At 69.9% G+C, this 21,812-nt stretch carries 19 protein-coding genes; 4 read left to right on the top strand and 15 right to left on the bottom strand.

Going from position 1 to position 21,812, the window contains the following annotated elements; all coding sequences use genetic code 11:
- Positions 1–53: 53 nt before the first annotated feature.
- Complete coding sequence (gap, locus tag ABZX61_RS36040; RefSeq protein WP_350739951.1) at positions 54–1,058, bottom strand: type I glyceraldehyde-3-phosphate dehydrogenase; 1,005 nt, start codon at positions 1,056–1,058, stop codon at positions 54–56.
- Positions 1,059–1,331: 273 nt separating this feature from the next.
- Here gap and ABZX61_RS36035 point away from each other — a divergent pair, with 273 nt between their 5' ends.
- A complete protein-coding gene (locus tag ABZX61_RS36035; RefSeq protein WP_355200606.1) occupies positions 1,332–1,886 on the top strand; it encodes a hypothetical protein in 555 nt (184 codons plus the stop codon).
- 693 nt (positions 1,887–2,579) lie between these two features.
- Here ABZX61_RS36035 and whiA read toward each other — a convergent pair.
- From whiA to ABZX61_RS36000, 7 genes are all read right to left on the bottom strand, one after another.
- Positions 2,580–3,560 carry a DNA-binding protein WhiA gene (gene whiA / locus ABZX61_RS36030; protein ID WP_350739945.1) on the bottom strand — a complete coding sequence of 327 codons (981 nt, stop codon included), beginning with the start codon at positions 3,558–3,560 and terminating at the stop codon, positions 2,580–2,582.
- A 70-nt stretch (positions 3,561–3,630) separates the two neighbouring features.
- Complete coding sequence (yvcK, locus tag ABZX61_RS36025) at positions 3,631–4,599, bottom strand: uridine diphosphate-N-acetylglucosamine-binding protein YvcK (protein ID WP_350740115.1); 969 nt, start codon at positions 4,597–4,599, stop codon at positions 3,631–3,633.
- 218 nt (positions 4,600–4,817) lie between these two features.
- Entirely contained in the window at positions 4,818–5,684 is an 867-nt protein-coding gene (rapZ, locus tag ABZX61_RS36020) for an RNase adapter RapZ (RefSeq protein ID WP_350739942.1), read from the bottom strand.
- Between the two features lie 82 nt (positions 5,685–5,766).
- Positions 5,767–7,671, bottom strand: a complete 1,905-nt coding sequence (gene uvrC / locus ABZX61_RS36015) for an excinuclease ABC subunit UvrC (protein WP_355200990.1) — start codon at positions 7,669–7,671, stop codon at positions 5,767–5,769.
- A gap of 111 nt (positions 7,672–7,782) precedes the next feature.
- Entirely contained in the window at positions 7,783–8,229 is a 447-nt protein-coding gene (locus tag ABZX61_RS36010) for a Rieske (2Fe-2S) protein (RefSeq protein ID WP_192785735.1), read from the bottom strand.
- A 45-nt stretch (positions 8,230–8,274) separates the two neighbouring features.
- Positions 8,275–8,748, bottom strand: coding sequence for a Rieske (2Fe-2S) protein (locus ABZX61_RS36005; protein WP_350739937.1), 474 nt, complete (start codon positions 8,746–8,748; stop codon positions 8,275–8,277).
- A 154-nt stretch (positions 8,749–8,902) separates the two neighbouring features.
- Positions 8,903–9,310 (bottom strand): Rieske (2Fe-2S) protein, encoded by a 408-nt coding sequence (locus ABZX61_RS36000; protein WP_350739934.1) that lies wholly within the window; start codon positions 9,308–9,310, stop codon positions 8,903–8,905.
- Positions 9,311–9,926: 616 nt separating this feature from the next.
- Between ABZX61_RS36000 and ABZX61_RS35995 the strand changes: the two genes are divergently transcribed.
- Positions 9,927–10,595 (top strand): DUF2306 domain-containing protein, encoded by a 669-nt coding sequence (locus ABZX61_RS35995; RefSeq protein WP_355200603.1) that lies wholly within the window; start codon positions 9,927–9,929, stop codon positions 10,593–10,595.
- 528 nt (positions 10,596–11,123) lie between these two features.
- Here the strand turns inward: ABZX61_RS35995 and uvrA are convergent.
- Entirely contained in the window at positions 11,124–13,964 is a 2,841-nt protein-coding gene (gene uvrA / locus ABZX61_RS35990) for an excinuclease ABC subunit UvrA (RefSeq protein ID WP_355200601.1), read from the bottom strand.
- Positions 13,965–14,180: 216 nt separating this feature from the next.
- Here uvrA and ABZX61_RS35985 point away from each other — a divergent pair, with 216 nt between their 5' ends.
- Both ABZX61_RS35985 and ABZX61_RS35980 read left to right on the top strand, forming a co-directional pair.
- On the top strand, positions 14,181–14,975 hold the full coding sequence (locus tag ABZX61_RS35985; RefSeq protein ID WP_355200599.1) for a maleylpyruvate isomerase family mycothiol-dependent enzyme: 795 nt from the start codon (positions 14,181–14,183) through the stop codon (positions 14,973–14,975).
- A complete protein-coding gene (locus ABZX61_RS35980; protein ID WP_350739922.1) occupies positions 14,972–15,628 on the top strand; it encodes an MBL fold metallo-hydrolase in 657 nt (218 codons plus the stop codon). Before ABZX61_RS35985 ends, ABZX61_RS35980 begins: the two co-directional genes overlap by 4 nt.
- A gap of 309 nt (positions 15,629–15,937) precedes the next feature.
- Here ABZX61_RS35980 and ABZX61_RS35975 read toward each other — a convergent pair whose 3' ends face one another.
- The 6 genes from ABZX61_RS35975 to ABZX61_RS35950 form a co-directional block, all read right to left on the bottom strand.
- A complete protein-coding gene (locus ABZX61_RS35975; protein ID WP_355200597.1) occupies positions 15,938–16,213 on the bottom strand; it encodes a hypothetical protein in 276 nt (91 codons plus the stop codon).
- Positions 16,214–16,250: 37 nt separating this feature from the next.
- Positions 16,251–17,075 carry a CDP-diacylglycerol--serine O-phosphatidyltransferase gene (gene pssA, locus ABZX61_RS35970; protein ID WP_350739917.1) on the bottom strand — a complete coding sequence of 275 codons (825 nt, stop codon included), beginning with the start codon at positions 17,073–17,075 and terminating at the stop codon, positions 16,251–16,253.
- Complete coding sequence (locus ABZX61_RS35965) at positions 17,062–17,703, bottom strand: phosphatidylserine decarboxylase (RefSeq protein WP_350739914.1); 642 nt, start codon at positions 17,701–17,703, stop codon at positions 17,062–17,064. Before ABZX61_RS35965 ends, pssA begins: the two co-directional genes overlap by 14 nt.
- A 108-nt stretch (positions 17,704–17,811) precedes the next feature.
- Positions 17,812–18,795 (bottom strand): TerC family protein, encoded by a 984-nt coding sequence (locus ABZX61_RS35960; RefSeq protein WP_185077015.1) that lies wholly within the window; start codon positions 18,793–18,795, stop codon positions 17,812–17,814.
- A gap of 177 nt (positions 18,796–18,972) precedes the next feature.
- Positions 18,973–20,052, bottom strand: a complete 1,080-nt coding sequence (locus ABZX61_RS35955; RefSeq protein WP_355200596.1) for a glycosyltransferase family 4 protein — start codon at positions 20,050–20,052, stop codon at positions 18,973–18,975.
- Positions 20,053–20,178: 126 nt separating this feature from the next.
- Positions 20,179–21,792 (bottom strand): lipid II flippase MurJ, encoded by a 1,614-nt coding sequence (locus ABZX61_RS35950; protein WP_355200594.1) that lies wholly within the window; start codon positions 21,790–21,792, stop codon positions 20,179–20,181.
- Positions 21,793–21,812: the final 20 nt, after the last annotated feature.

Raw genomic sequence — 21,812 nt, 5'->3', positions numbered from 1 at the left:
GTTGCCCTCCCTCACCGGGCAAGGCAACGGCGTTCCCCCACGGACTCGGTGGGTCAGAGGTCGCGGCCGACCAGCTCGATCAGGTCGGCGAGGCGGTTGGAGTAGCCCCACTCGTTGTCGTACCAGCCGACGACCTTGACCTGGTTGCCGATGACCTTGGTCAGGCCGGCGTCGAAGATGCAGGAGTGCGGGTCGGTGACGATGTCGGAGGAGACGATCTGGTCCTCGGTGTAGCTGAGGATGCCCTTGAGCGGCCCCTCGGCGGCGGCCTTGACCGCGGCGTTGACCTCCTCGACGGTGACCTCGCGGCTGACGTCGACGGTGAGGTCGGTGGCCGAGCCGGTGGGGATCGGCACGCGCATGGCGAAGCCGTCGAGCTTGCCCTTGAGCTCCGGCAGCACCAGGCCGATGGCCTTGGCGGCGCCGGTGGAGGTGGGCACCACGTTGAGCGCGGCGGCGCGGGCGCGGCGCAGGTCGCCGTGCGGGCCGTCCTGGAGGTTCTGGTCCTGCGTGTACGCGTGGATGGTGGTCATCAGACCCTTCTCGATGGTGAAGGTGTCGTGAATGACCTTGGCCATCGGCGCCAGGCAGTTGGTCGTGCAGGAGGCGTTGGAGATGATCGTGTGGCTGGACGGGTCGTAGCTCTTCTCGTTGACGCCCATCACGATCGTGACGTCCTCGTTCTTCGCCGGAGCGGAGATGATGACCTTCTTCGCGCCGTTCTCGGCGTGCACCTTGGCCTTCGTGGCGTCGGTGAACAGGCCCGTCGACTCCACGACCACGTCCACACCGAGGTCGCCCCAGGGCAGCTTGCCCGGGTCGCGCTCGGCGAAGACCTTGATCGCCTTGCCGTCGACCGCGATCTCGTCGCTCGTGGCCTTCACCTCGTAAGGCAGGCGGCCCAGGATGCTGTCGTACTTCAGCAGGTGGGCGAGCGTCGCGTTGTCGGTCAGGTCGTTGACCGCGACGATCTCGATGTCCTTGCCGCTGGCGGCGACAGCGCGCCAGAAGTTGCGACCGATGCGGCCGAAGCCGTTGACGCCTACGCGGATGCTCACGGGAACCGATCTCCTCGAAACCAGGTGGCGGGCTGAAACCTCAACCACGAACCCTATCGGACCTAAATTGGTTTAGACCACTGCAGGTCCCCGCATGTGAATCAGCGTTCCGGAGGCACGTTTTGCGAGGTTCGAGTAAAGTGCCCGACTCATCGATGTAAATTCGTGCATTCTCTGGGGGCTGAGATGTCACACAAGCGGTCCGGCCTGCTGCCCGGACTCATTGTAGGCGTACTATCTGCGCTGGTCAGCGCGGCAGTGCTGGGGGCGGCCGTGCTGTTCCAGACCCGCCTGCCCGCCGCCGTGATCGCCTTCGGCAACGGCCATCCGCTGTCGCTGGCCTCGTCTCTCGTGGTCGCCCTGATCGTCGCCCTGGCGATGGGCGCGGTACGGCCCCGCAGCATCCTCCTGATCCCCGTGGCCGCGCTGTACGCGGGCGGCGCCATGGCCGCGGGTCAGATCGCCGGCTCGTCGATCATGATCGGCTCCACCCTGCACACCCCGCCCGCCGAGCGCGGCCCCGCCGACCTGTCCGACATCACGCTGGACAACTTCTCCGCCGGCCTCCCCTACGCGCCCGCGCTCTACCGGGATCCGCTCTCGGTGTCGTGGGCGGCCTGGCTCTACATCGCCGTGGCCGCCCTCGCCGCGCTGCTCCTGCTGACTTTGCGCGTGGTACGGGTCCGCCGCGCCCAGAGGGCCCAGGCGGCCGAGGCGGAGTCGGAGTCGGCGGAGCCGGAGTACCGCGCCCCGTTCGAGCCCGCCCAGGCCCCCACCCCGAAGCCGACAACGGACCTGTTCACCCCCCGCAACCCCACCAAGGACTGACCACCCCCACCCCACCAGCCCCGGGCCCCACCCCCGCCCCACTGACAGGCACACCGCGACCGTCCGCCGGCCCACCGCCAGGGCACACCCAGCCACTCCGCACCCCGCCGACCGGCGCTCCGCGCTCCCGACCGCTCGTCAGCCCACCCACCGGAAGCCGGCTCACCGGGCGCCGACCCACCCAAGTGCCCAGCCGGCGCCCAACCCGGCGCCAACCAGCCAAGTGCTCCAACCAGCCGGTGGACGGCCTACGCACCCCGACCAGCCGCCAGCCCAGCCACCGGCACCTAACGAGCCGGCACGTCGCTTCTGGGCCCTCCTGCGCCGCGCACAGCCACCGCGAATCCACGGCTCACGAGCCACCGGCACCCGGACCACCAACGCTGCAGCCACTGGTCGCACACCAGGCACTCCAGCCACCAGCCGTCCACGCAACGCACCAGCCATCGGCCCCCGGCCAAGCCGACCACGGAGCCGGCCCAGAATGCGCGTCGTCACGGCGCGCAACCCGTGAGCCTTCACGACCGGCCATGACAGACGGCCACCCACGTCGGCGCGTGCGGCCCACCGTGCGCAGCCGTAAAGGATGGGCCAGACCGGTGCTCATCCGTAAGAGACGGGCTTGAAGCGCACACCGCGGCAGGTGACCGGGCCCCCACCAGGCACAGCCGCGGCATCTGGAGATCTAAAAAGTCACGGGGCCAGCATGTCGACGGTGAGGTTGGCCTCGGTGTTGGGGATGCCCATGTCGGAGGCGCGCTTGTCGGCCATGGCCAGCAGCCGCCGGATCCGCCCCGCGATGGCGTCCTTGGTCAACGGCGGGTCGGCGATCTGCCCCAGCTCCTCCAGAGACGCCTGCTTGTGCTCCACCCGCAGCCGCCCCGCCACCACCAGATGATCGGGCGCCTCGTCCCCGAGGATCTCCAGAGCGCGCTGCACCCGCGCCCCCGCCGCCACCGCCGCCCGCGCCGACCGCCGCAGGTTGGCGTCGTCGAAGTTGGCCAGCCGGTTGGCGGTGGCCCGGACCTCGCGGCGCATCCGGCGCTCCTCCCAGGCCAGCACGCTGTCGTGCGCCCCAAGGCGGGTGAGCAGCGCGCTGATGGCGTCGCCGTCGCGCACCACGACGCGGTCGACGCCGCGCACCTCGCGCGCCTTGGCGTGGATCTTGAGCCGCCGCGCCGAGCCCACCAGGGCGAGCGCCGCCTCCGGACCCGGGCAGGTGACCTCGAGCGACATCGAACGCCCCGGCTCGGTGAGGGAGCCGTGCGCGAGGAACGCGCCCCGCCAGGCGGCCTCGGCGTCGCAGGCGGCCCCCGCCACCACCTGGCGGGGCAGGCCGCGCACCGGGCGGCCGTGGTTGTCGATGAGGCCCGTCTGGCGCGCGAGCGCCTCGCCGTCGCGGTAGACCCGCACGACGTAGCGCGAGCCCTTGCGCAGGCCGGCAGGCGCGAGCACCAGCACCTCGGCCTTGTGCCCGAACACCTCGCCGATGTCCTTGATCAGTCGCCGTGCGGTGGCGTTCGTGTCGAGCTCGGCCTCGATCACGATCCGTCCGCCCACCAGGTGCAGGCCGCTGGCGAATCGCAGCAGCGTGGAAACCTCCGCCTTGCGGCAGCACGGCTTCAGCACCGGCAGGCGGCTCAGTTCGTCTTTCACCACACCTGTCATGGCCATGCGTTAGTCCTCTCCCCCATCAGACCGGCTCTCAGCAGTCTCTCGCACCTTCGCGCCACGCCGACCAGGATCAACGCTTCTGGAGGAAAATCTCGTCCAGGACGGAGGCAAGACGTCGTGGGTCATGCCTCGGCGAGCCGTCCGCGGCGGCCACGTCGGCCATCACGAGCCGTGCGCCGAGCGCCGCCGCGGCCTTGTCCAGCGCGCCGGGGTCGTCCACCACTCCGGTGTCGGCGAGCACGACGTCGATCGACAGGTCGGGAGCGTGCTGCCTGAGCACCTCCAGGTGTTGCTGGGAGGAGAAATCGTCCGTCTCACCCGGCTGGGGCGCCAGGTTGAGGGTCACGAGCCGCTTGGCCTTGGTCGAGTGCAGGGCCCTGGCCAGCTCGGGCACCTTGAGATGCGGCAGCACGCTGGTGAACCACGATCCCGGCCCGAACACCACCCAGTCGGCCTCCTGCACCGCCTCGACCGCCTCGGGCCGCGCGGGCGGGTCCTCGGGCACGAGCGAGATCGCCTGCACCCGTCCGGGCGTCAGCGCGCACGCCACCTGCCCGCGCACGGTCGATCTGACGCCGTCGAGCTCCACCTCGGCCACGATGTCGAGCGGCACCGACGCCATCGGCAGCACCCGGCCGTGCGCGCCCAGCAGGCGTCCGACCCAGTCGAGCCCGGCCACGGGGTCGCCGAGCAGCTCCCACAGGGCCACGATGAGCAGGTTGCCGACGGCGTGCCCGTGCAGCTCGCCCTCGCTGCGGAAGCGGTGCTGCACCACCTCGCTCCAGGTGCTGCCCCACTCGTCGTCGCCGCACAGCGCGGCCAGCGCCATCCGCAGGTCGCCGGGGGGCAGCACGCCGAGCTCGCGCCGCAGCCGCCCGCTGGACCCGCCGTCGTCGGCGACGGTGACCACGGCGGTCAACCGGTCGGTCACCATCCGTAATGCGGACAGAGACGCGTAAAGTCCGTGCCCGCCGCCCAGCGCCACGACGTGCGGCCCGAACCCCGAGAACGTCCGCGTGTACGTCCCGCGCTCCGGCACCGGGTTGCCCGCGGCCGGCCGCGCGAGCCGCACCGGGCACACCTCACCCTCCGAGGCCAGGTCCGGGTTCTCGTCACGCCCCACACCGGCCCCCTCGGAACCCGTACTCTCAGCACGCCCTTCGGAGCCTGGACCCACCGCGTCCGAGCGGGTCACAGCGCCGGGAAGATCACCGTCCGCCGACCGCGGTGAACCTGCTGCTGCGAAGCCTTCATCGGTCACTCCCGCCCCACATCCCGATGGCTCACCTGGACCTCCATCCCGCGGTCGCGCAGGCGGGCGCCGACCTGTTCGGCCATGGCCACGCTACGGTGCTTGCCGCCCGTGCAGCCCACCGCGAGCGTCGCGTAACTCTTGCCCTCGCGCGCGTATCCGGCCGCGATCACCTGCAGGACCTCCTCGTACGCGTCGAGGAACTCCTTGGCCCCCGGCTGCCCGAGGACGTAGTCGCGCACGGGCGCGTCGAGCCCGTTCATCGGCCGCAGGTCCGGCACCCAGTGCGGATTGGGCAGGAACCGGCAGTCGACCACCAGGTCGGCGTCCACCGGCAGCCCGTACTTGAACCCGAAGGACACGACGTTGAGCCGCAGCCCCGGCCGGTCCTCACCGCCGAAGTACGCGACGATCTTGTTGCGCAGGTCGTGGACGTTGTGCGACGAGGTGTCGATCACCAGGTCGGCGTTGGCCCTGACCTCCCGCAGGATCCCCCGCTCCCGGGTGATCCCGTCGACCAGGCGCCCCTCTCCCTGGAGGGGATGTGGCCTGCGGACGTTCTCGAACCTGCGCACCAGCTCCTCGTCGCTGGCCTCCAGGAACACCACCCGCACCCGCACGCCGCGCCCCTCGAGCTCCTCGATGGCCGCGTTGAGGTCGGTGGTGAAGGCCAGGCTGCGCACGTCGACGACGGCCGCCACCTTGTCGGCCGCCAGCTTGACCTTGCCCGCCTCCTCCGCCATCGCGAACAGCAGCCCGGGCGGCAGGTTGTCGATGACGAACCAGCCCAGGTCCTCGAGCGCTTTGGCGGCTGTGCTGCGCCCCGCCCCGGACATGCCGGTGACGATGACGAACGCCGGCTCGGTGCTCATTGCCTCTCTCCGTCCCGCACGCCCTGCCCGGGCGCGCCACCATGGCGGAGGCACCCGGACACGCCGTGGCATCCTGGCGAGATCATGGTGACTCTCCCTTCAGTGTCGACACGATGACCTCGGCGATGGACGGGCCGATGCCGGGAACCTCGCACATTTCCGCGGCAGTGGCCTCGCGTAGCTTCTTCACGGAGCCGAAGTGTTTGAGCAGCGCCTGCCTGCGCGCCGGCCCGAGGCCGGGCACGCCGTCGAGCGCGCTCTCCTTCACCGTCTTGGACCTCTTGGAACGATGGTAGGTGATGGCGAACCTGTGTGCCTCGTCCCGCACGCGTTGCAGCAGGTAGAGACCCTCGCTTGAACGAGGCATGATCACCGGCTGGTCATCGCCGGGCAACCACACCTCCTCCAGCCGCTTGGCCAGCCCGCACACGGACACGTCGTCGATGCCGAGCTCGTCGAGCGCCCGCTGCGCGGCGGCCGCCTGGGGACCCGCGCCGTCGACGACGACGAGGTTGGGCGGATAGGCGAACTTGCGCGGTTTGCCGGTCTCAGGGTCGATAGGGCCGTGGCCGGTGTCGTCGTCGGCGACCAGCTCGCCGGTGGCCGAGCGTTCCTCCAGGTAGCGGCGGAAGCGGCGCATGATCACCTCGTAGATCGAGGCGACGTCGCCCTCCTTGGTCTTGACGGCGAAGCGCCGGTATTCGCTCTTGCGCGCCAGCCCGTCCTCGAAGACGACCATCGACGCCACGACGTTCTCGCCCTGCAGGTGGGAGACGTCGTAGCACTCGACGCGCAGCGGCGCCTGGTCGAGGTCGAGCGCGTCGGCGATCTCCTGCAGCGCCTTGCTGCGGGTGGTCAGATCGCTGGCGCGGCGGATCTTGTGCTGCGCCAGAGACTCCTTGGCGTTGCGCTCGACGGTCTCCATCAGCGACTTCTTGTCGCCGCGCTGCGGCACGCGCACCTCGACACGGGCCCGGCGCTGCTCGGTCAGCAGCTCGGCGACCGCGTCGTTGTCGGGCGGCAGCGCGGGCACGAGCACCTCGCGCGGCATCGAGTCGGGGCTCGCCTCGGCATACATCTGGAGCAGGAACTGCTCGACCAGCTCGCCGGGGGAGGTCTCCTCGACCTTGTCGACCACCCAGCCGCGCTGGCCGCGGATGCGGCCGCCGCGCACGTAGAAGACCTGAACGGCGGCTTCGAGCGGATCCTCGGCCAGCGCGATCACGTCGGCGTCGGTGCCCTCGCCGAGCACCACGGCCTGCTTCTCCAGCGCCCGCTGCAACGCCTGGATGTCGTCGCGCAGCCGCGCGGCGCGCTCGTACTCCTGCTCGCCGGCGGCCTCGCGCATCTCCTTCTCGAGACGCTTGATGAAGCGGCTGGTGTTGCCCGCCATGAAGTCGCAGAAGTCCTCGGCCAGCTCGCGGTGCTCCTCCGGGGTGACCCGGCCGACGCACGGCGCCGAGCACTTGTCGATGTAGCCGAGCAGGCACGGGCGGCCGATCTGGCCGGCCCGCTTGAACACCCCCGCCGTGCACGTGCGCACCGGGAAGACCCGTAGCAGCAGGTCGACGGTCTCGCGGATGGCCCACGCGTGCGAATAGGGGCCGAAGTAGCGCGTGCCCTTGCGCTTGGCCCCGCGCATGACCTGCACGCGCGGGAAGTCCTCGCCCATGGTGACCGCGAGGTAGGGGTACGACTTGTCGTCGCGGTATTTCACGTTGAAGCGCGGGTCGAACTCCTTGATCCAGGAGTATTCGAGCTGCAGCGCCTCGACCTCGGTGCCGACGACGGTCCAGTCGACGTCGGCGGCCGTGGTCAGCATCGTCTGGGTCCGCGGGTGCAGCGCGGAGAAGTCGGCGAAGTACGAATTGAGCCGCTGGCGCAGGCTCTTGGCCTTGCCGACGTAGATCACCCGGCCGTGCGCGTCCCTGAACCGGTAGACCCCCGGGGAATCGGGGATCGAACCCGGCTTGGGCCGGAAACTCAAGGGGGTGCCCGCTGATCTCGCCACATTCAAAGACTAGTAGCCCCCACCGACAAGGTTGCCCGCCGCGCCTTCCCACCAGGCGCGGCGGGCCCTCCCTGAAAAGGGGCCCGCCTACGCGAGCGTGATCTGGTCGCCCTCGACCTTGATCTGCTGCGCGGGCAGCGGCTTGTCGGCCGGTCCGTCCTTGACCGAGCCGTCCGCGATGGCGAACTTGCTGTTATGACACGGGCAGACGATCACCCCGTCCGAGACGCTGCCGACCGTGCACCCGTTGTGCGTGCACACGGCGCTGAACGCCTTGAACTCGCCCGAAGTGGGCTGCGTCACCACGATCTTCTGGTCCTTGAAGATCGTCCCGCCGCCGACGGGGATGTCGGCGGTCTTGGCCAGCGCCCCACCGGCTTGCGGCGCGCCGGACTGCGGGGCGCTCGACTCGGAGGCGGTGCCGGCGGACTGTGCGGTATCAGTGCCGCCGCCGCAGGCGGTGAGCGCCAGCGCGAGGCCGCCCGCACCGACGCTCGCGAACACTGCACGGCGACTCTGAAGGTCATCTCCCATGCGCTCACCCAACCGCACCTAGGTGAGAAATTCATGAGACGCGATCTACGCGAGCTTGATCTTGTCTCCGTCCACGGTGATCTTCTTCTCCTCAAGCGGCTCGCTCGCGGGCCCGTCCTTGACGGAGCCGTCGCTGATGTTGAACTTGCTGCCGTGACAAGGGCAGTTGATCGTCTTGTTCGCGACGGTGGCGACCGTGCAGCCCGCGTGGGTGCAGACCGCCGTGAACGCCTTGAACTCCCCGGCAGTCGGCTGCGTGACCACGATCTTCTCGTTCTCGAAGACCTTCCCACCGCCTTCGGGGATATCGGCCGTGTCAGCCAGCGCCTTGCCGCCGCCGCTCTTCGCCTCGGCCTTTTTCTTCTTCGGCGACGACGACTCCTCGGCGGGCTCCTCCGCCGGCGGCTCCGCACTCGCCTCCGTCGTCGGCGAGCCGTAGCTCGCACACGCCGTCAGAACCGCCGCGAGCCCGGCGCCGCCGGCGCCGAGCATCATCGCCCGGCGAGTCGTTTCCGTCATGGTGTGTTCCTCCCAGATTGGCTTTCACTTCAGGTACGGCCAGCGCCCTCGCGCCGGTTCAGCGTGCCCGAGCCCAATCCGGTTCTCTACGCATAAGTACGTGTTCAGCAGGCCACTTCACGCCGCCACTTCACCCGCCACTTCAGGCGCCGCTTCAGGCGACCACGATGCCGTCACCCTCGACCCTGACCTTGTAGGACGTCAACGGGGCGCTCGCGGGCCCCTTGGTGGCCTTGCCACTGTCGGCGGCGAACTCGCTGCCGTGGCAGGCACACCTGATGACGTTCTCCTTTGGGGTGCTGACCGCGCAGCCCTTGTGCGTGCAGATCGAACTGAACGCCATGAAGACCCCCTGCGTGGGCTGGGTCACCACGACCTGCAGGTCCTCGATCACCTTGCCCCCGCCCACGGGCACGTCGGCGACCTTGGCGATGACCTTGCCCTTGAGACTCGGCTGGGCCTTGGCATCTCCCCCGCCACACCCCGCCAACGCCAGCGCACACGCCGCGACCCCGGCCGCCCCCAGCACCTTGCGCCGCCCGAACCCCGCTTCAGAGCCCACTTCAGGCCCCGTTTCAGGCACGGCTGCGCCCCGCTCCGTAACCGTCATGAACTGCCGACCCTCCGCGTCGCCGCTGACCCCCTGCAGGTCAAGCCGTTACCATCACCCAACCTTATTGCCGCCACCCCTCGGTCCCCCCGCCGGGTAGCCCCCCACCCCCACCGCCCAGCCGGCCACCCCACCCCGCCACAGCCACCACCGCTCCGCACGGCCGCCGGCACCTCACCGCCCCCCAACCATCGACCCCGACGACCGACCCAGCCGCTTCCAGCCACCCCCACCGACGAAAAGGCCCGGCAACCCCCAGCGAGGCGGCCAGCAGCCCCCAGCCATCGGCGCCAGCAAGGCAGCCCAACAGCCCCACCCGCTTACACCGGCAGGCAGCCTCGCAGCCCCACAACCACCCCCACCAGCGAAACAGCCCAGCGACCCCACAACCGTCGGCATCCCGGCAATCGGTTGCCGAAGCGAGAACTCGACTACCGCCCGGCGTGATCGACGGTCAGCGGGTGGTAGGCCGACGGTCAGCGCCGACGCCCACCCTGCCCATATGACTCTCACGACAGAACGCCCGACCACACCCCCCGTCCGACCCCGTTGGTGGCGGCGTCCCTGGGTGGCCCCTCTGGCGGTGGTGGCGATCGCGTTCGTCGCCTTCTCGCTGCCGCCCTACCTGTCCATGAACCCGGCCCAGTCCCGCGTGCCCGCCCCCGACTTCTTCCCACCTCACTTCGCGGTGCTGTCCCTGCACGTGATCTTCGGCTCGACCGCGATGATCACGTGCTGCCTGCAGATCTGGCCGTGGTTCCGCCAGCGCTATCCCCGCGCGCACCGCCGGATCGGCCGCGTGTACGTCTTCGGCGGCTGCCTGCCCAGCGGCGTGCTGGGCCTGATCGTGTCGGTGACCACGCCGTACTTCGGCCCGGTGACGGCGGCCAGCGGCGTTGTACTCGCAACCCTCTGGGTGGCCTGCACGCTGGCGGGCTGGCGGATGGCCAGGCAGCGCAGGTTCGTCGACCACCGCCGGTGGATGGTCCGCAGCTTCGCCCTGACCCTGTCCATCATCACGAACCGCCTCTGGGGCGTCGTGTTCACCATCGCCCTGTCGCCCGAACTGGAGACAACCTTCCATGGCGACGAGACGCTGCTGGCGAGCATGGTAAGCGCGCTGAGCGCGTGGCTGGGCTGGGTGCTGCCGCTGCTGTTCGCCGAGTGGTGGCTGGAGCGCGGCGACGCCGCCAAGCGCCGCGCCCGCGCCGCCGCCGCAAACCGCCAAGCAGCCTGAACGCACACTTCGCCCCGCTACCACCCCGCGCACAGAACCAACGTCGCCCCGCCACTACCCGCGCACAAGCTACGAACGTCCCCCCACTACCACCCCGCGCGCAAACTACGAACGTCCCCCCCACTACCACCCGGCGCGCAACTACGGACACCGCCCAGCGCCACCGCGCACAACTACGAACGCTGCCCACGCCACCGCGCATGAGCACCCACGTCCGCCCAACACCCGCTCGTGTGGACACCGCATCTCTCCGGCATCACCACTTCGCGCGTAAGCACGAATATCGCCAGGCACCAGCACTGCGTGCCTAACCTCATCCAGCACGACCACCCCACGTGGGCGCTGTCCCCCACCAGCAACGCCCGCGCGGACACCCCGCGTCCGACCGGCCGTCCCGGTGCGCCCCGGACCGCTGCGCCCGCACCGGGGTGCCGCAGCGGTCCGCACCGGAGCCGCCCGCCACCCGGGCACTCCAATCAGCCACCCCGCCAGGTCTGCCGCCCGCACGAGGACACCCCCGTGCGGGACTCAGAAGGAGAGAATCTTCCGCAGGAAGCGGCCCGTGTGGCTCTCGTCCACCAGCGCCACCTCCTCAGGCGTCCCGCTGGCGACCAGCGTCCCGCCCCGGGACCCACCCTCAGGCCCCATGTCGATGATCCAGTCAGCAGTCTTGATCACATCGAGGTTGTGCTCGATCACGATCACCGTGTTACCGCCGTCGACCAGCCTTCCGAGCACCCCCAGCAGTCGCCGGATGTCCTCGAAGTGCAGCCCTGTCGTCGGCTCGTCCAGGACGTAGATCGTCCGTCCCGTCTGCCGCCGCTGGAGCTCCGAGGCGAGCTTGACGCGCTGCGCCTCGCCACCGGACAGCGTGGTCGCGGGCTGCCCGAGCCGTACGTAGCCCAGACCCACGTCGTTGAGCGTCTGCAGGTGGCGCTTGATCGCCGGGATCGCCTCGAAGAAGCCCAGGGCCTCCTCGATCGGCATGTCGAGCACCTCGGAGATCGTCTTGCCCTTGTAATGGACCTCCAGCGTCTCCCTGTTGTAGCGGGCGCCGTGGCAGACCTCGCAGGGGACGTAGACGTCCGGCAGGAAGTTCATCTCGATCTTGATGGTGCCGTCGCCCGCGCACGCCTCGCAGCGCCCGCCCTTGACGTTGAAGCTGAAGCGCCCGGGCTGGTAGCCGCGCACCTTCGCCTCGGCCGTGGCCGCGAACAGCTTGCGGACGTGGTCGAACACGCCCGTGTACGTGGCCGGGTTGGAACGCGGCGTGCGCCCGATCGGCGACTGGTCGACGTGGACGACCTTGTCCACGTGGTCCATGCCGTTGATCCGCGAGTGCCGCCCCGGCACCGTGCGGGCGCCGTTGAGCTCCTTGGCCAGCGCGTTGTAGAGGATGTCGTTGACCAGCGTCGACTTGCCGGACCCCGACACGCCCGTGACCGCCGTGAACACGCCCAGCGGGAAGTCGATGTCGACACCCTTGAGGTTGTGCTCGCGCGCCCCCTTGACCGTGATCTGCCGCTTCCTGTCGCGCTTGCGGCGCTTGGCCGGGATCGCGATGCTCTTGCGGCCGGACAGGTACTGGCCGGTCAGCGACTCCTCGCTGCTCAGGAGGTCCTGGACGGTGCCGGACACGACGACCTGGCCGCCGTGCTCGCCGGCGCCGGGGCCGATGTCGACCACCCAGTCGGCCGCCGCGATCGTGTCCTCGTCGTGCTCGACCACGATCAGCGTGTTGCCCATGTCGCGCAGCCGGACGAGGGTGTCGAGCAGCCGCATGTTGTCACGCTGGTGCAGGCCGATGGACGGCTCGTCGAGCACGTACAGGACGCCGACCAGGCCGGAGCCGATCTGCGTGGCCAGCCTGATGCGCTGGGCCTCGCCGCCCGCCAGGGTGGCGGCGGCGCGGTCCATGGTCAGGTAGTCGAGGCCGACGTCGAGCAGGAAGCCCATGCGGGCGTTGATCTCCTTGACCACCCGCTCGGCGATGTGCATGTCGCGGTCGGACAGCTTGAGGCCTGCCAGGAACTTCGCGCACTCGCCGATCGACATGGCCGCGACCTCGGCGATCGACTTGTCGGCGACGGTGACCGCCAGCGTGACCGGCTTGAGCCTGGCTCCCTTGCAGGCCGGGCACGGGATCTCCCGCATGTAGCCCTCGAACCGCTCGCGGGTCGAGTCGCTCTCCGCCTCGGCGTGCCGGCGCTGCACCCACGGGATGACGCCGTCATAGGTGGTGTAGTAGGAGCGCTGGCGGCCGTAGCGGTTGCTGTAGCGTACGTGGACCTGCTCGTCGTGGCCGTACAGCAGCGACTTCTGCGCCTTCTTCGGCAGCTTCTCCCACGGCGTCTCGAGGGTGAACCCGACCGTGTGGCCGAGCGCCTCGATCAGCCTGACGAAGTATTCGCTCGTGTGGCCGCCGGACCAGGGGTGGAGCGCGCCGTCGCCGAGCGTGCGCTCGGGGTCGGGCACCACCAGGTCGGGGTCCACCTCCATCTTCGTGCCGAGGCCCGTGCACTCGGGGCAGGCGCCGAACGGGGAGTTGAACGAGAACGAGCGCGGCTCCAGCTCCTCGAACGACAGGTCGTCGTAGGGGCAGTAAAGGTGCTCGGAGTAGAACCGCTCCCGGTTGGGGTCGTCCTCCGGCAGGTCGACGAACTCGAGCGTGATCGTGCCGCCGGACAGCTGCAGCGCGGTCTCGACCGAGTCGTTGAGCCGGCGCCGCGCCGACTCCTTGACCGACAGGCGGTCGACGATGACCTCGATGTCGTGCTTCTCGTACTTCTTCAGCTTCGGCGGCTCTTCCAGCCGCACGACCGTGCCGTCGACCCTGGCCCTGGCGAAACCCTTGGTCTGCAACTCGCGGAACAGCTCGGCGTATTCGCCCTTGCGGCCCCTGATGACCGGCGCGAGCACCTGGAAGCGGGTGCCCTCCTCCAGGTCCATCACGCGATCGACGATCTGCTCGGGCGTCTGCCTGGCGATCGGCCGCGCGCACACCGGGCAGTGCGGCTTGCCGATGCGCGCCCACAGCAGCCTCAGATAGTCGTAGACCTCGGTGATCGTGCCGACGGTCGAGCGCGGGTTCTTACTGGTGGCCTTCTGGTCGATCGACACCGCGGGCGACAGGCCCTCGATGAAGTCGACGTCGGGCTTGTCCATCTGGCCGAGGAACTGGCGGGCGTACGCCGACAGCGACTCGACGTAGCGCCGCTGGCCCTCAGCGAAGATCGTGTCGAAGGCCAGGCTCGACTTCCCGGAGCCGGACAGGCCGGTGAAGACGATCAGCGAGTCTCGCGGCAGGTCGAGCGAGACGTCCTTGAGGTTGTGTTCTCGTGCACCACGCACGATCAGGCGGTCTGCCACGGCGATCCCGGAGGTCAAGAGGCGGATAGGTCCACGGGGGATGGTAGACGGAGGCTCCGACAATTTCGGCGGACCGTTGCCCGGCCCCCGAAAATCCGTCCCTCACAGGTTACGGCCATCTCCCACCCCGGCAGGAGCCCTTCCACATTCAACCAGCTGACCTGCGGCTTTATGCCGGGCGCCAGCCCACGCCCCCAACTGATGAAATATCCAGACATGACCGTCCTACTCGCGCTGCAGGCCGAGCTGGCCTCGGCCACCAGCCGGCTGCTCGCCACGGCCGCGTCCCTGTCCGACGCCGACCTCGCCGAGCCCTCCCTCCTGCCCGGCTGGACCAGAGGACACGTGCTCGCCCACGTCGCGCAGAACGCCGACTCCCACCTCAACCTCCTGACCTGGGCGAAGACGGGCGTCAAAGTCCCACAGTACGCCTCCTACGAGGCCAGAACCGCCGCGATCGAGGCCGCTTCCACCTACCCAGCCGCCCGGCACCTGGCCGACCTCGAGGAAGGCGCGGCCCGCCTGGCCGCCGCCGTCCGCGACCTGCCCCAGGACCGCTGGTCGGCCCGGGTGGAGGGCATGCGCCCGCCCGAGCACCCCGCCTGGTACCTCCTGGTACGCCGCCTGCGCGAGATCGGCCTCCACCACGTGGACCTGGCCGCCGGGTACGGCCCCGCCGACTGGCCCGCACCGTTCGTCCTGCGCGAACTCCACGACTGCCGCGCCTGCTGGCCGCACGCCCGCGGCACGGTGAGCGAGATCATGCTCAAGAACCCGTCGGGCGAGATCACCGCCAGGTGGCCCGGCCTCGGCCCCTGCCCCGCGGTCGAGGGCGCGCCGGCCGACATGCTGGCCTGGCTGACCGGCCGGTCGAGGGGTGAGGGCGTTACCCTGGTGCCAGTGGGGCAGTCGTTCACGCCCGCGGGCGAGGGCCTTCCGGAGCCGCCGCCGTGGCTGACGATGCCGGCCCCCGCTGATCTGCCCACGACACCCCCGAAGGACTACCCATGACCTACACAGGTGACGTCCAGGTCGGCGGCCCCGCCGACGTGCGCGAGCTGCCCGCGCTCACGATCTACAAGCTCGCCGTCGGCCCGTTCGACAACAACGCGTACCTGCTGCGTTGCTCGGAGACCGGCGACGGGCTGCTGATCGACGCGGCCGCCGACGCCGATCGGCTGCTCGCCCTGATCTCCGACCGGCCGGTCGGAGAGATCGTCACGACCCACCAGCACGGCGACCACTGGCAGGCTCTTGAGCAGCTGACCAAGGTCACCGGCGCCGAGGTGATCGCCCACCCGCTCGACGCGCCCGCCCTGCCCGTGCCGGTGGACCGCACGGTCGAGCACGGCGACACGATCACCGTCGGCGCCGTCACGCTGGAGGTCATCCACCTGCGCGGCCACACGCCGGGCTCGATCGCCCTGCTGTACGACGGCGGCGAGGCGGGACACCACTTGTTCACGGGCGACTCGCTGTTCCCCGGCGGCGTCGGCAACACCCAGAAGGACCCGCAGCGCTTCACCCAGCTCTACAACGACGTGGTGGAGCGCATCTTCGACCGCCTCCCCGACGAGACCTGGGTCTACCCGGGCCATGGCAAGGACACCACCCTCGCCACCGAACGCCCGTCCCTCCCCGAATGGAAGTCTCGCGGCTGGTGATCTAAGCGCCATTTGGGCGGGCCGCGCTGTTGGGGACGGACTTGCGCGGCCTGCCGCTTGGGGACGACCGCCTGAGAGCAAGCAACGCCTCTTCCGCGAGGGCGCCGCGCTCTCGATGCCGCCGTGGTCAGACTCACCACGGAATCGGCCCAGAACGCGCGTCGTCACGGCGAGCAACCCGTGAGCCTTCACGACCGGCCATGACAGACGGCCACAGACGTCGGCGCGTGCGGCCCACCGTGCGCAGCCGTAAAGGATGGGCCTGAAGACCGGCGCGCGGCCCACCGTGCGCAGCCGTAAAAAATGGGCCTAGGGATGGGTGGAGAGGACGTGGAGGATGCGGTCGGCGGCGAGGGCGGGGTCGTCGGCCAGGCCGACGACCTCGCCCCACGACCACCGATAGAACCATCCCTCGGACAACGGCACGCAGTCGACGGTCTCCGCCAGCAGCGCCGTGTCGGGATCGCTGATCCGCAACGCGGGCGGGTAAGGCCGGAGCGTGGCCGTCAGCCCGCGTTGCTCCAGCTCCGTGGCCAGCTTGCCGAGATAGTACGTGCGCGTGTGCTCGCGCGGCGTAGCCGACATGGCTCCATCAAAGCCGAAGTAAGACGAAAAATCCCGGTCAGTTGTTAATACGTTCGGCCTCGCGGCGCTGCTCCCGCTTGTAGACCAGCACCCGCAGAGGGATCGCCGCCACGAGCGCGATCTGCATGCTCGCGCCGATCTTGATCGGCATGTCGCCGCCCTCGGGCCAGGCCACCCAGAAGGTCAGGAACGCCACGTTCACCATGATCCAGCCCAGGACGCCCGCCAGGAGCTGGCCCTTCGGCTTGGGGTACTCGATCCGGCTGACCATCAGCCACGCCACGGCGAGCACGGCCAGCAGGGACCAGACGCTCGGCTGGAACAGCAGCACGATGGAGATCACGGTCATGGCCCCCATGGGGATGGGCAGGCCCATGAAGTCGCCGCTCTTGGTCTTGACGCAGGCGAACCTGGCCAGGCGTACGACGCCGGCCACCAGCACGGCCGCCGCCGCCCCGACCACCATCGGGAACGGCACCTCTTTGGTGAACCCGCCCCAGATCACGACCATGAACGCGGGCGCGAACCCGAAGCTGATGACGTCGGCCAGGTTGTCGAGCTCGGCGCCCATCGCGGAGGCTCGGAAACGCCGCGCCACGAGGCCGTCGAACAGGTCGCACGTCGCGCCGATGAGCAGCAGCACGATGGCGGTGGCGAAAGAGCTGGGAACGGGCGTGAAATGACCGCCGGCGACCGTCAGCTGCTGGATCGCGGAGTACGCCAGCACACACACCGCGAGGAACCCGCAGACCGCGTTGCCCAGCGAGAGGGAGTCCGCGGCGGACAGGCGGAACGCCTTGCCGACGGGACCACGAGGTTCTTCCTCATCCGCCTGCCAACTGCCGGCGTCAGCCGCGGTCAATTCTGGTCACCCCCGCAACCGTCTTCTCACCCACGGACACCGCGGGAGAGATCCCTTCGGGAAGGTAGATGTCGACGCGCGAACCGAACCTGATGAGCCCGATCCGCTCGGCCTGCGCCACCTTCGCACCGCTGCTCACGTATGGCACGATCCTGCGCGCCACCGCGCCCGCGATCTGCACCATCTCGATGTCGCCCAGCGTGGTCTCGAAATGCCACACCACGCGTTCGTTCTGGTCGCTGTCCTTGTTGAACGCCGGCAGAAACCCACCTGCCACATGCTGCACGGAGGTGACATTTCCCGCAAGAGGGGCCCGATTGACGTGTACGTTCAGCGGGCTCATGAAGATCGCGACCCTGGTGCGGCCGTCCGGCCACGGGTCGATGCTCTGCACCACGCCGTCGGCGGGCGACAGGACGCGTCCCTCGCCGGGGGTGCGGTCAGGGTCGCGGAAGAACCAGAGCATACCGCCGGTGAGTGCGCTCAGCGGCACCGCCGCGAGCGCCCAGCGCCGGTCTCGGCGCGTCAGCAGCGCGGTGGCGGCCGCCGCGGCCACCGTCGGGAGGAGCCACGGGGAGACCCCGCGTGCGAGCCTGACGCGGCTCGACTTGGCAGAATCGTCTGACACGTACAACCTTTGATGGTGACTGGATTGGGCGCTTTGCCGTGATGTTACAGAACTAGCAACTATTACACGGCACAACTACACAAGCAAAGCGCCTCGAAGCCCTTTTCGCTAGACCTGCTCCGGGTGCGGTTCCTCGCCCTTGCGCGCGTCGATGCGGGCCTTGATCAGGCTGGCCACGGTGGTGATGACCATGGTGGCGCCGATGACCGAGAGCGACACCCAGATGGGAATTTCGGGCGCCCAGGAGACATGGCTGGCGTGCAACGCCTCCAATATCAGCTTAACCCCGATGAACCCCAGGATGAACGCCAAACCATAGCTGATGTAGACCAGTCGCTGCAGCAGCCCGCCCAGCAGGAAGTAGAGCTGACGCAATCCCATCAGGGCGAACGCGTTGGCCGTGAAGACGATGAACGGGTCCTTGGTGAGCCCGAAGATCGCCGGAATCGAGTCGAGCGCGAAGAGCAGGTCGGTGCTTCCGATCGCGACCATCACGATGAGCATCGGGGTCACCATGCGCCGGCCGTCGATCTTGACGGTGACCTTGGAGCCGACGTACCCGTCGGTGGTGGGGAAGGCCCTGCGCACCCACCTCAGCACGACGTTCTCGTTGAACTCCTCTTCCTCGCCCTTGAGGTGCTGGCGGATGAGGTTGATCGCGGTGTAGACGAGGAAGGCGCCGAACACGTAGAAGAGCCAGCTGAAGCGCTCCAGGGCGGCGGCCCCGAGCGCGATGAAGATACCGCGCATCACCAGCGCGAGCAGGATGCCCACGAGCAGCACCTTGTGCTGGTATTGGCGTGGCACGGCGAATCTGCTCATGATGATGAAGAAGATGAAGAGGTTGTCGACGCTCAAGCTGTATTCGGTGATGTAGCCGGCGAAGAACTCACCGGCCTTGTCTCCTCCGACAGTGGCCCACAGGAGCACTCCGAACACAATGGCGAGGGCGACATAGAAGGTCACCCAGTATCCGGCCTGCCGCATGGAGAACTCTCGGGCTTCTCCACGGTCGACTATCCACAAGTCAATGGCGAGGACGACAAGGAGACCGCCGATCACGGCGATCCAGGCCCACACGGGTACAGTCACGTCAAGACCCTCCGGCATGCACGACTCATTGCCGGAGGTCTCTCCCGCCCGCTGAAAACCGCGGACCGGCAGCCCCGGGGGCCCCGTGGAGCGGGGCTGCACCGTGATGACGAGGCTGTCGCGAAGGGATACTCCCCTCCCTAACCCAGGCAGTATATGAGAACCGTTCGGCGCGGCCTAATCATCCTTTGGATCTTGACCACCGTAAACGGCCAGCACGCTCTCGACGGCGTCGTCATCCCCGGGCATCTCCAGCCCCCGCCGCGCGGCCGCCGCAGCCAGTGTTTCCGCAGCTCCGGGAGCTACAAGCGCCTGTACGGCCCGGCGCAGCGCCTCAACATCCCCGGGTGGAACCAAGATCCCAGCATCCCCCAAAATTTCTGGAATTCCACCCACATCGGATGCGATTGCCGGTGTTCCCGACATGAGCGCCTCGCGGAGGGTCAGCGGCTGGCCCTCCCACCGGCTCGGCATCACCAGCACGACGGCGGCCCCGAGCAGGTCGGGCACGTCGTCCCGGTTGCCCAGCAGCACCACGGGCAGTCTCTCGGCCTGGATCCTGCTCTGCAGCTCCCCGCGCAGCGGCCCGTCCCCCGCGACCACGAACAACGGCTGCTCGGACGGCCACGGCCCGGCGGCGACGTCGAGCAGCGTCTCGAGCCCCTTCTGCTGGGCCAGCCGGGCGATCGTCAGGAGCACCGGCCGGTCGCCCGCGCCCAGCTCATCCCGGACCTGCCGCGGCGTGCGTGCCGCCGGTCGGAGCCCGGGCGCGGGCACCACGGCGGCCCGCACATCGCGGGCCCCGAGCCGGGCCATGCCCACGCCGAGGTCCGGCGAGACGACGAGCACGTGATCGGCCCGCCGCGCCACGATCCGCTCCAGGACCCCGTAGACGAGCCCGACGAACCCTCCGGCGGTCAGCGCGTTGTGCAGGGTGACCACCAGTCGCGGCCCGCCCCGCTTCCCGAGGGCGGCCAGCGCCCCGGCCCGTAGCCCGTGGGCGTGCACGACGTCGGCGTCCCGGGTCAACCGCCTGATGGCGAGCGCGGTGCGCAGGTCGTTCGCGGGGTGCGGCCGGTCCGAGACGGCCACCGCCGCGAACCGCGCCCCGGCACGACCGTAGGAGAACTGCTCCTCGACGCTGCGCGGCCCGATGACGGCCACCTGATGCCCGCGCCGCGCCAGCCCTTCGACCAGCATCCGGACATACCTCCCGGTGCCGCCGGACGTGGTGCCCAGCACGAAAGCCACCCGCACAACCCGCTCCTTCCTCACCGCTCCCGGCCGCCGGGCCACGGAGCGGCCCGCTCAACCCAGCCCGCTCAACCCAGCCCTACTCAACCCAGCCCTGCTCAGCCCTCGCCCGCTCAGCCCAGCCCGCTCTCAACCCCGTCCGCCCCGGCGCAGCAGCCCGGCCACAGCTTCGGCGTCGGCCCGATCGACCAGGGCCACGACCACGGCCCCCACCACCAGCGCGGCGGCGGCGGCCAGGACGGTGGCCCACACGTTGGGCCAGATGCCGCTCGCCCCGACCAGCCCCACCACGCCGGTCCCTGCCAGGTAACCCAGGAAACCGCCCCCGGCCGCCGCGACCGCCGCCCGGGGCAGGCCCGCCACCGCCGCGCTCCCCCGGGCGCGGACCACTGAGCCGAGCAGCAGCGCACCGCCCACGCTCATGCCGACGCTCATCCCGAGCGCCAGGCCACCGATCTTCCACCCCCCGGGCAGTGCCAGCGCGAAGACCGCCTGCGCGACCGTCGCGACCACCCATGCCGCCACGGTCCCGGTGGCGACCTCCCGGCCGCGGCCGGCCGCGTAGAGGACCCGGCTCAGGTGAGCGATGAGCCCATAGCCGACCAGGCCCGGCGCGAACAGCGCGATGGCGTGGGCCAGCTCGGACGGGTCCACCTGGGTCTTGCTCCCGAGGAACACCACCGCTCCCGGCCCCGACGCGGCGGCCAGCACCCCGGCGGCCAGCCCGGACACCAGCACCACGGCCCGCGTGGTGCGCGCCGCCAGCTCGGCGAACGCCCGCGGCTCGCCGGCCTGCGCGGACAGCCGGGGGAATGCGCTGGTGGCGATGGGCACGGCCAGCACCGCGTACGGCACCAGGTAGATCGCCCACGCGTAGTTGTAGACGACGATGGCGCCGTTGCCGATCGCGTGGTTGGACAGCACCAACACCATGATCGTGGCGGCCTGCTGGGCGAGGAGCGCGGCGATCCCGGCGAAGGCGAGCCGGCGCACCTGCCCGGCCACCCCGTCGGGGAACCGCAGGGTGGGCCGCCATCTCAGCCCCAGCCGGGCCGTGGGCCCGATCACGGCAAGCCCCAGGGACAGCACCCCCAGGCTGGTCCCCAGCGACAGCGCCAGCTCGGCCGGGGTCAACAGCGGCTCAGGGTTGCTGTCGCCGCCACTGAGCGGCACGAACAGCAGGTAGGCCACGATGACCACGATGCTGGACACGAGGGGCGCGACCGCGGGCCCGGCGAAGCGCTTGTGCGCCTGCAGCACGCCGTAGAGCACGACGGCGACACCGTAAAGGGGGATCTGGGGCGCGAAGACGACCAGCATCCGGGTGGCGACCGCCGTCACCGCGCCCATGTCGCACCCTTTGATCGGGGAGCCGAAGAACAGCCCGATGACCGGCCCGGCGAACAGCGCGGTGAGCACGGCCAGCGGGACGAGCACCACGACCACCCACGTCAGCAGCGCCGAACTGATCCACCCCACCCGCTGGCCGGTCTCCCGGTCGTCGTCCGAGGCCCGGGCGGCGAGCACCGGGACGACCATCCCGGCCAGGGCCCCGCCGACGACCACCTCGAACACGATGTTGGGGATCTGGTTGGCCGTCATGTAGGCGGTCGAGAGGCAGTTGGTCCCCACCGTCTGGGCGAAGGCGTACTGCTTGGCGAACCCGGCGACGCGTGCCAGCACCGTGATGGCTCCGATGAGCATGGCGCCGCCCGCGACCCCTCGCGCCGTCACCACTGCCACCCGGCCTCCCCAGCCCCGCG

The sequence above is a fragment of the Nonomuraea sp. NPDC003709 genome (genome assembly GCF_040610775.1).
Lineage (GTDB): Bacteria > Actinomycetota > Actinomycetes > Streptosporangiales > Streptosporangiaceae > Nonomuraea > Nonomuraea angiospora_A.
This window is presented reverse-complemented; position numbering and strand designations above follow the sequence as displayed.